The organism is Paracoccus sp. NFXS7, assembly GCF_040148865.1.
In the GTDB taxonomy this organism is placed as follows: Bacteria; Pseudomonadota; Alphaproteobacteria; order Rhodobacterales; family Rhodobacteraceae; genus Paracoccus; species Paracoccus marcusii.
Map to the genome: position 1 here is coordinate 20,708 of NZ_JAKEKV010000018.1, position 10,177 is coordinate 30,884.

General features: G+C 62.8%; 8 protein-coding genes. 6 read left to right on the top strand and 2 right to left on the bottom strand.

The features are described 5' to 3' along the window. Nucleotides 1-648: 648 nt before the first annotated feature. The 5 genes from LZ686_RS18105 to LZ686_RS18125 all read left to right on the top strand — a co-directional run bounded on the left by LZ686_RS18105 (nt 649) and on the right by LZ686_RS18125 (nt 6,505). The gene (locus LZ686_RS18105) at nt 649-1,800 is read left to right on the top strand and encodes a glycosyltransferase family protein (RefSeq protein ID WP_349548666.1); all 1,152 of its coding nucleotides are present in this window, start codon (nt 649-651) and stop codon (nt 1,798-1,800) included. A gap of 7 nt (nt 1,801-1,807) precedes the next feature. Further along, nucleotides 1,808-2,797 (top strand): glycosyltransferase family 2 protein, encoded by a 990-nt coding sequence (locus tag LZ686_RS18110; RefSeq protein ID WP_349548667.1) that lies wholly within the window; start codon nt 1,808-1,810, stop codon nt 2,795-2,797. Next, nucleotides 2,794-3,768, top strand: coding sequence for a glycosyltransferase family 2 protein (locus LZ686_RS18115; protein WP_295170039.1), 975 nt, complete (start codon nt 2,794-2,796; stop codon nt 3,766-3,768). Before LZ686_RS18110 ends, LZ686_RS18115 begins: the two co-directional genes overlap by 4 nt. Then, nucleotides 3,768-6,194 (top strand): GNVR domain-containing protein, encoded by a 2,427-nt coding sequence (locus LZ686_RS18120; protein WP_045983804.1) that lies wholly within the window; start codon nt 3,768-3,770, stop codon nt 6,192-6,194. Before LZ686_RS18115 ends, LZ686_RS18120 begins: the two co-directional genes overlap by 1 nt. A gap of 74 nt (nt 6,195-6,268) precedes the next feature. Then, nucleotides 6,269-6,505 (top strand): hypothetical protein, encoded by a 237-nt coding sequence (locus tag LZ686_RS18125; protein ID WP_349548668.1) that lies wholly within the window; start codon nt 6,269-6,271, stop codon nt 6,503-6,505. Between the two features lie 99 nt (nt 6,506-6,604). On the opposite strand, the gene LZ686_RS18130 is transcribed toward LZ686_RS18125, so the two are convergent. Further along, nucleotides 6,605-7,690 carry a mechanosensitive ion channel family protein gene (locus tag LZ686_RS18130; protein ID WP_252930596.1) on the bottom strand — a complete coding sequence of 362 codons (1,086 nt, stop codon included), beginning with the start codon at nt 7,688-7,690 and terminating at the stop codon, nt 6,605-6,607. A gap of 162 nt (nt 7,691-7,852) precedes the next feature. Further along, nucleotides 7,853-8,944: an acyltransferase family protein gene (locus LZ686_RS18135; RefSeq protein ID WP_349548669.1), complete on the bottom strand. Its 1,092-nt coding sequence runs from the start codon at nt 8,942-8,944 to the stop codon at nt 7,853-7,855. A 1,090-nt stretch (nt 8,945-10,034) separates the two neighbouring features. Between LZ686_RS18135 and LZ686_RS18885 the strand changes: the two genes are divergently transcribed. Beyond that, a partial coding sequence (locus LZ686_RS18885; RefSeq protein ID WP_502922030.1) for a sugar transferase occupies nt 10,035-10,177 on the top strand: 143 nt, incomplete at its 3' end.

Genomic DNA, 10,177 nt, shown 5'->3' on the forward strand with positions numbered 1-10,177 from the left:
GAAGTTTTATGCAGCCTTTCAATGCTATTGAATGTGGCATTATGGCTGTTCTGATAAGCGACAAATCGCAGTCACCAACAGTATATACACGACTATCCGACTACTTGCTTTCACGGCAAACTTAGGTGTTCAAGATTGATGGGGGTCAACGTCGCATGTCTTGGCAAAGCTTCCCGAGGCAGCGCCAAGACGCTCCTGACCAGCAACCCGCGTTGCAACCGCGACGGGAAGCGTTACCGGTAAGGAAGAGATACTCTGTTGTCGGCTCAGCGGAGGAGGTGCTTTGCACCACGTTGGGTTCTGATTGTCATGGCGGCATACGTCTTGCGTAGGGCGTGAGCACCTATTGAAGGCAATTGTGAGAAATTGATTAACGAGCTGAATAAGCAACCTGAAATTGAATGGACCTAGTGAAGCAAGCCTTGATGCAACCGTTTGGTGAGTAACACTGAGCCTGACCCCTTTGCGGATTCAACAGTTCACGCTTCCTTGTCGGCAGATCGCAAAAGTTGTCCTATTAGGCTGTTTTCCCGTGCGGCGGAATTGTCTATCCAGTGCCGACATTTCCTGGGCGGCCCAAGTGCTGTCCGCATGTCCTGTCCCAAGACCCTTTGTAACGATTATCCTGCCGGAGACCCTTTTTTGCACGTGACCTATCTTGCCCATGACCTTGACGACCCCTCGATCTGGCGACGGGTCAGGATGCTGCGCCAGGGCGGGGCACAGGTTCGGGTCGCGGGGTTCCGGCGGGGGCAGGGGGCGTTGCCCGAACCTGCGACGGTGCTGGGACTGACGTCGAACGGCCGCATGATCCAGCGCGTCCGCGCGATCGCCGAGGCATGGCCCCGCATCGCGCGCCTTGTCCCGCCTCAGGACGGCGGTCCTGAGGTCATCCTGGCCCGCAATCTGGAAATGCTGGCCTTGGGCGCGCGGCTGGCACGCGCCAGGGGCGCGCGGCTGGTCTATGAGCTGCTGGACATTCACGGTATGATGCTGGGGCAGGGCATGCCCGCCCGTATCCTGCGCCGGGTCGAGGCCGGGCTGATGGCGCGCACCAGCTTGGTCGTCCTGTCCTCGCCCGCGTTCCAGACGCGCTATCTGCGCCATTTCAAGCAGTCGGACGTCCCGGTCCTGCTGGTCGAGAACAAGCCCTTTGCCCGGCCCGTTCCGTCGTCGCCGCAGGCCGTTCCCGCACCCGGCGGGGCGGAGCAGGGGGGCCCGCTGATCGTCGGCTGGTTCGGGATGCTGCGCTGTCGCTGGTCCCTCCAGGTGCTGGATCAGGTCACCCGTGCGCAGCCCGGACGGTTCCGGGTCATCCTGCGCGGGCGTCCGGCCCTGGACGTCATGGAGGATTTCCACGCGGTCGTGGATGCCAATCCCGACCTGTCCTTCATGGGCGCCTATGACTGGCCCGATGATCTGCCCAAGATCTATGCGCAGTTGGACGTGGCTTGGCTGATCGACCGGTATCAGGCGGGGCAGAACTCTGATTGGTTGCTTCCCAACCGCCTGTACGAAGGATGCCTGAACGGCGCCGTTCCCGTGGTTCTGGATGGGACCGAGGTTGCACGCCGTGTCGCGGCTTGGGGATGCGGCGTCACCGTCGCGGCGCCCGATGCCGCGGCCGTCGCTGCAGCCCTGTCCGCCATCGATCCCACGGGTCTGGCCGCGCGCCGTGCCGCGGTCGCGGCTCTTCCCCGCGCCACGCTGGAGATGGACGAGGCCGAATGCCGTCACCTGACGGCCGCCATCTGCGGGGCAGGGGACGCGGCCTCGGTCGCATCCGCCGCCGCTGCCTGAGGTCACGATGTCAGAACCCCATATGCTGATCGTCATTCCGGCCCTGAACGAGGCGCGCCACATCGATGGCGTCCTGACCTTTGCCGCGGCCTTTGCGGCGCGGGTGAACGGGCTGGTCGTGGTCGCCGATGGCGGATCGCATGATGCGACCTGCGACATCGTCCGCCGCCGAGCCGCCGCCGATCCCCTGATCCGGTTGATCGACAATCCCGGCCGGCTGCAATCGGCGGGGGTGAATCTGGCCGTGGACCGGTTCGGGAACGGGGCCGAATGGCTGCTGCGGCTGGATGCGCACAGTGATTATCCCGCCGATTATGGGGACGTTCTGCTGGCTGAGGCGCAGCGGACTGGTGCCGACAGCGTCGTCGTCACCATGCATGCCGAGGGCCAGGGGTTTCTGCAGCAGGTCATCGCCGAGGCGCAGAATTCGCGCTTGGGCAATGGCGGGTCGGCACACCGGCTGGCGGGCGGTGGAGCCTGGGTGGATCACGGGCATCACGCTCTGATGCGGATCGACGCCTTTCGGGCGGTGGGCGGCTATGATGCGCGCTTTAGCCACAACGAGGATGCCGAACTGGACCACCGGCTGACAGCCGCGGGCCATCGTATCTGGCTGACCGGGCGGACCCGGCTGACCTATTTCCCACGGGCGCGCCTTGGCCCCCTGATCCGGCAATATTTCAATTTCGGGCGCGGGCGGGCCCGCAACCTGCAAAAGAACGGGACCCGCCCCGCGGCCCGTCAGGCCGTCGTGGCCATGCTAGCCCCGGCGGCGGCATTGGTCGTGCTGGCGCCGTTCGGGGCGGTCTTTGCCCTGCCGTTGCTGCTGTGGCTGCTGGCCTGTCTGGCCGGCGGCGTCATGATCGCCCTGCAGACCGGGCGGCCCCGCGGGCTGGTTGCGGGATTGGTGGCGGGGACCATGCACATGGCCTGGTCTGCCGGGTTCTGGCGGGAATGGCTGTCCCGCAAGCCCGCTGCGGAACGGACCCCTGCATGAGCGCGCCGTTGTTTCACGACAGGGTGCTGATCGGCATCTGCACCTTCCGGCGCCCGGAACTGGCAGCCACGCTGGCATCGCTTGCCGCGCTGACGCCCTGCGGCCTGCCGGTGGCCGTGGCCATCGCCGACAACGACGCGCAGCCCTCGGCCCGCGACCTGGTCGAAGGGATCGCCGCCGACCATCCCCTCGAGGTCAGCTATCTGCACGCGCCACAGGCCAACATCTCGATCGCGCGGAACGCGCTGCTGGATCACGCCCGCGCCACGGGCGCGCGGCTGCTGGTCTATCTGGACGATGACGAGACGGTCGAACCAGACTGGCTGATGCATCTTGTGGCGGCGTGGCGCGATGCGGATGCAGGCGCCGTCCTGGGGCCGGTGCGCGCCCATTACCGTCCCGACGCGCCGGTCTGGATGGACCGCGCGCGGGCGCATGACACGCTGCCGGTCTATGGCCCGGATGGCTCGATCACCAGCGGCTATACCTGCAACGTGCTTGTCGACCTGGCCGACCCGGCGGCGCGACGGCTGTCGTTCGACCCGGTCCGGGGCCGTTCGGGCGGCGAGGACAGTGCCTTTTTTGCCGGTTTTCTGGCCGCTGGCGGTAAAATCGCCTTTGCGCCCTTGGCTGTCGTGCACGAAACCGTGCCATCGGACCGCGCGCGCCTTGCCTGGTTGCTGCGGCGCCGCTATCGGATGGGTCAGACGCATGCCAGCCTGATCGCCCAGGGACGCCCGCGTGCCGGGCGCATCCGCGCGGCCGGGGTGGCGGTGGCCAAGGCCCTGGCTTGCGGCGGACTGGCCGTGGTCGGGGCGGCACGTCCGGCTTGGCGCAACCGCCAGCTGATGCGTGCGGCGCTTCATGTCGGGGCGGCCGCCCATCTTGGCGGCGCACGGCAGATCGAAATTTATGGAACGGCGCCGGATCGGTCGGATACCGAACCCCGCTCGGGACCCAAGGAAAGCTGATGGGACGCGAACTCAAGCCCTATGACGGGAACATGGCCTATATCGAGGCACCGGCCGCGCCGGCCCAGACCATCGATCTGCGGCGGTTGATGGTGGCATTGCGCCGGCAGCGCACGACCATCCTGCTGCCCGCCGTGCTGCTGGGGATGCTGGGCCTGACCTATTCCATCGCCAAGCCTGAAACCTACACCACCTATTCCAGCCTGCTTTTGGATAGCAACGTCAACCGGTCCGTCCAGCAGGCGGGCGGCATCGCCAGCGCCGCCCTTCCGGTCGAGCGGATCGAGAACGCGCGCGTCGTCCTGGAATCGAACAAGCTGGCCGACGACGTGCTGAACCTGACCGGGCTGCAGGAGAACCCGTCGTTCATGGACCCGCCGCGGTCGGCCTTCACCTCGGCCATCGGGGGCTTCCTGTCGACGGTGTTCTGGCCGGTGACCTGGATCCGCGACCAGCTGGTCGCGCTGACCACCCCCGCCGATGTCATTAATCCGGACGACCTGATGGCGTCCGACGCGACGATGGCGCAGGTCGACCCTGCGCGTCGCCTGGCCGCCGCGCGGCTGCGGGGCGAGATCCGGGTGGACCGGATCGGCCAGAGCTCTGCCGTGGCGGTCAGCTATTCCTCGCATGACCCCGAGATCGCGGCGCAGGTCGCCAATGCCTATGCCGATCTCTATGTCCAGGACATCCTGTCCTCGAATGCCGATTCCGTCGGCCAGACCAATGCCTGGATGCGCACCCGCCTGGAGGAGCTGCAGGCGCAGGCGCAGGCTGCCGCCGGCGCGGCCGAACGCTTTGCCGCCGAGAACAGCCTGGTCGAGTTCTCCTCGGGCGGGCTTCTGACCGAACAGGCGCTGAACGAACTGAACTCCAGCCTGACCGAGGTCCTGACCGAGGCCGCGCGGGCGCGGGCGGTTCTGGACACCTATGACCGCGCCGTCGCCGGCGGGGTCGAGGGGCTGACCAACAGCAACAGCTCGCTGGCCATCGGCGGCGAGGTGTCGGACGAACTGCGGGCGCGGCTGGATTCCTACAACGATGTCCAGGCCCGGCTGCAGCGCCTGCTGGCCTCGTCGGGACCGGACCATCCGCAGGTCCCCGGCCTGCAGCAGACCCTGGTCAGCACCGCCGAACGCCTGTTCATCGAACTGCAGGCTCAACGCGCCGAGGCCCAGAGCACGCTGGACGTCGCCAATGCCCGCGTCGAGGCCTTGCAGGAAAGCGTCCAGCAGGCCTCGGCCCGCAACAGCGACCAGGCCGCCAACTTCGTCCGGCTGCGGGCCCTGCAGGAAGAGGCCGCGACCCTGTCCGCGATCTATCAGCAGACCCTGACCCGATCGCAGGAAATCGAGCAGCAGCAGTCCTTCCCGGTGTCGAACGTGCGGATCCTGTCCTATGCCCAGGTGCCGACCACGCCCTCGGGCCCGGCGGTGCTGCGCACGGCGCTGGCCGCGACGCTGCTGGGGATGTTCCTGGGCATGGCCATCGCCGCGCTGCGCGAATGGCGCGAACGCTCGCTGCGGACATCCACCGACCTGACCGAATATTCGGGCCTGCGCTTCCTGGGCCACCTGCCGGTGCTGCCCGCGGTCCGTCGTCCCCGTGCGGTGGGCGCGGCACCCGCGGCCACCCGGACGCCACCGGCCACGGCCAGCGGGCAGACACTGCCCGTCCTGTCCAGGCTGCGGCCACCGGTCATCCAGGTGCCGGTCCCGGTGCTGCACTATCCCGATTCCGTCTATGCCGAAACGCTGCGCCATGTCCGCCTTGCGGGCGAGGCGACGGGCCGGGCGCTGCCCGTCACGGGCGTCACGTCGTTCCATCCCTTTGATGGACGGTCCTCGGTCGCCTTCAACCTGGCGGGCCAGCTGGGCATCGGCATGCATTCTGTCCTGCTGATCGACGCCGACAGTCGCGGCCGCACGCTCAGCCGGATGCTGGGCCTGGACCGCAAGCCGGGCCTGACCGACGCAGTCAGCGGCGGTGGCAACTGGCAGGACATGCTGGTCGGCATCGCCAACACCAACCTGGTCGTGCTGCCCTGCGGGCTGGACCAGGGCGGCCCTTCGGACGACCTGCTGACCGGCCAGATGCTGGGCCAGATCGCGGCCGAGGCGCGCGATGGCGATTTCAGCCGCGTCATCGTCGACGTCCCGCCGCTGTACCCCGTGGCCCAGGGCCGGGCGATCCTGCACGAGCTGGCGCAGTTCGTCATCGTGGCCGAATGGGGCCGCACCTCGCGCGCCATGGCCGAAACCGCCCTGGCCGAGGATTCCCTGCTGGAATCGCGGTGCCTGGGCGTCGTCTACGACCGCGTGAACCTGCGCAAGCTCAAGTCGTTCCTGCTGCCCGGAGAGATGGAGAACTATCTGGCCGGCCCCAAATCCTACATGTCGCTCAAGCGTCGCATGACGGGTCGGTAAGGTTTTCTTAACCTTTGTCGCTCACCTTGATGTCTCCCGTGCTATAGCGGGGGCAATCTGATGAGAGATGCGGCATGTTTGTCATCTGTTACCTGCTGGCTGCCTTGACGACGACCGCGGTGGCCCTGATCGGGGGCTCGGCGGCGGGATATTCGGCTTGGGAAAGCCTGGGCATGGCGTTGCTGGCTGTGGTTTTCCTGCAGATGGTGATTCTGGGCTATGTGATCCTGGCCACGATCCGCAACACCCGCGGATCGCGTGCCACCGGGCCACGAACCGCGCGCAATCAGCTGTCCATCCAGCCCAAGTAGGGCTTGCCCGCCCTTTCTGTGCCGAAAGCCGATCGACAAGGACGTCACGATCCCTGCGACAGGCCTTCGGAAGGCATGCCACGGTGACAGCCGCAGGACCTAGCCCTTGACCTCGATGATTCCCTTGTCGGCCAGACCTGCGGATCGATCGGGGCGGTCGTCCATCTGGATGCTGCCCCGGTGGCGGGGCATGGCATGGGGCTGGTCCGTCTGCAGATAGGCCAGCAGGTGCTCCCTGATCTCGCAACGCAGATCGAAGGCACGTCCGGCGTTGCGGGCACTGGCCAGGATGCGCACCTCGGTTACGGTCTCACGGAAATCGGTGACCTGCAGGGCAAAGACGTCGCGGTCCCACAGGGGTGACGCTCGAACGATACGTTCCGCCTCAAGGCGTAGGTCGGGAATGCTGACCGCGTAATCGACATAAAGCATCACCACCCCGATCAGCGTCGCATCCGCGCGCGTCCAGTTCTGGAAGGGCTGGTCCATGAAATAGCTCAGCGGCACGATCAGGCGGCGCTTGTCCCAGATGCGGATCACCACATAGGTGCCGCCGATCTCCTCGACATTGCCCCATTCGCCCTCGACGATCACCGCGTCGTCGATGCGGATGGGCTGGGTGATGGCCAGCTGTATGCCCGCGAACAGGTTGCGCAGCACCGGCTGCAGGGCCAGGCCCACGACCAGCCCCGCTGCACCCGCCGAGGCCAGCAGGCTGACGCCGTATTGCCGCACGCTGTCAAACGACATCAATGCCGCACTGATGCCGACGGCAACGATCAGCAGGCTACCCACCTGCTGCAGGATGCGGGACTGGGTGACATGCTTGCGCGCCAGCAGATTGTCTTCGACATCGATGCGGAAACGGCGCAGATGCAGCGCGACCCAGATCTGCAGCGCGGTGCGCGCCACAAGGGTCATGCAGGCGATGAAGCATAACAGCAGCACGTGGCGCAAGGTGGCGGTTTCCTCGACCGTCAGGGGCGCGATGCGGGTGGCAATGGACAGGGCGGCAATGATCAGCGCCAGCTGGACCGGCCCGCGGGACCGGGCCAGCAGCGGACGCCAGAAATCACTGCGCTGCGCGATCGGGCGCAGCAGAAGACGGTCGATCAGCATCCAGCCCAGCCATGACAGCGCAACGGCAGCGACGAAGATCAGGGCGGTATCGGTCCAGCGGGTCATGCAGTCCTCGGAAGGGTTGACAGGTCAACACCAACCTCCGACATGGCGCTTCGTTCAGGTGCGTGGGTCTCTAGGTGTGCTTACCTGCCTGTCTGATATCGAGCGCGTCAGTCCTGCTTTCCGATCAGGCAGGATGAGTTTTCCAAATGCCCTTATTAAGCATCAAACCGGCAGCACAGGAGGAATCGTACTGTCAGAGCGCTTGACCGGCCGCTTCTTGAGATATTTCCTGAGAGGCTCATCAATGTAATAAGTGCATATCCAGGACAGCAACAGAACACTTGCGATTATCGAAATTCCGATGAGAGATTTATGATCAGCCCATCGGTCTCCCATAAATACCTTGAATACCCCGGTTTGAAAAAGAACGATCGGGGCATGGAGAATATATATTGCATAAGACAGACGTCCAAGATGGTTGCATAGCTTGGATGACAGTCCCTTGATTTGATAGGCGCCACCAAAGAAAAGTGCCATTGGAAAAACTGCAGCAATCCAGAGTATCCCCAACCAAAGCGCATCTCTTGGAATGGCAACAAACGCAAAGCAGAGCATGGACAAAGAGAGAAAAGCCTTGTTGCTGCTCATGTTTTTTACCTGATGCCGAAAGATCAGGATGCCGACACTGAAGGAAAACCAGAAACGTGCCGAACCGCCCAGCATTGTGGCAATGCTCCATCCCATGTCGATGCTACCCCATTGGAGGGATTGGTGAATCAGGATGGCGAGGGAAATAGCGGAAACCCCCAGAAGAACCTTTGTTCCCAGTCGGATCGCCAGAAGGGCATAAAGAATGTTGTACCAGAATTCGAAGCTCAAGCTCCAGGCAGAGGGCGCGAAGGGATAGGGCGTGAACCCCCATTCTGCCGCAGGAGCCCAAGGGGCAAGAAGAATGGTGGCAGGGATGGCCTCCGACAGTTGCAGCATGCTGGGGGCGTCATCTGAACCTGTCAGATATTTTACAAGGAAATACGTGAATCCTATTCCGCATGCCATCAGGTATAGCGGATACAGTCGCAATGCCCTTGCCCAGACGAAGGACCTGAAAGATCGAGTGCCACTGATAAGCGATCTTTCATAGGACAGCGCAATAACAAATCCACTCATCAGGAAAAACAGATCGACGGCCAGGAAAGATCCTTGAAGAAACTGCAAGCCACCGAAATAGTCGCTGATATGGTAAAGAAATACTGAAATGGCGGCAATTCCGCGTGCGCCATCCAAGGCAGGATAATGCGCATTTTTATGGATCATGATAGTTCTGCAGTTCCCATGCATCAGGCTTAAGCTGTCCGTGGACCAGTTCAAGCGTAAGGCTGCTTCATCGACGATGGGAACGCTCTTACTGCAGAGGCATATGCCTCGCCACCTGTCTTAATGCGCTACATGCTCAAGCAACCTTTCAACGCAGGCTCACCTCACCGAACGGGCCAGTGCCCGCACCTGGCCGACGGTTCGCACGCCTAAGGCTACTCGACCTTGCTGGTATGCAGCAGCCTTGTTGCACATAAAGTGCACCACGAGCGCTAGTGCTTATCGGGGGAGGTGGTGCTTGGGGTCCCCTACTTATGCGGGTTGGTCCTCATGCCAACCGCTTGGAGAGCAAGATACCGTGCAACAGGGGATTGTGCTGTAAGACATTCCAGAGAGCGATAATTGCGCAATTAACAACCAAAAGTTTACAAACTTTAAAAAAAACAACTTAAAGTTTAATTATGTAGGTAGGCAGCCTTTATAAGGATGTATCAAAATAAGTAATTAAGCAGATATTATCTTGCGATGCTTGAGGAGGCGAAGAATTCAGGTGTCGCTCTGATGCAGCGGCTTGGGAGCAGGTGTTCAAATTCCTGTCATACCAAACCGGAAAACTGGCCAATTACGGGGCATAGAGCGGTGAAACCTGCCTTTTCATTCCCATGTTGCTTACGGCTTAGACTGGCTGCAAAAAGTTTGGTGACCACAGCGTTTCCTGTAGGCACTTGATTCAACCTAACTAAAAAGACAGCCACGGGGCATTTGCAGAAAAAACCTTTTCATGTCGGCCGTTTAAGTGATGACGCTCTGGAGCGGTGATTTTGCATGATGTGTTAACCATATCTTACGGATTGCTAAAATTTTAACGAGATGATGTAGAGTGCCTTCCCAGGACGATGGCGGCACGCCGTCCGCATCTCTTGGCATCATTCGGCAAGAACGTTTAGTTATCATGAGGTTGGTTGTTAATATGCGAACGATACGTGCACAGCGAGATTTCGTGTCGGACTGTCGCCCCTCCCTCGCGGCCAACACCTCTCTTGCGGGACTGCATCGGGCGCGCGAAAAAAGGGCCTCCCCTGTGGGTGGCATGGCCAAGCGGGGGTTGGATGTCACGTTGGCGGTCTTGGGCCTGCTGCTGCTGGCGCCGCTGATCCTCGCGCTGGTCATCGTCCTCAAGCTGACGGATTCCGGGCCGCTGCTCTACGGGCACCGCCGCGTAGGCTTCGGCGG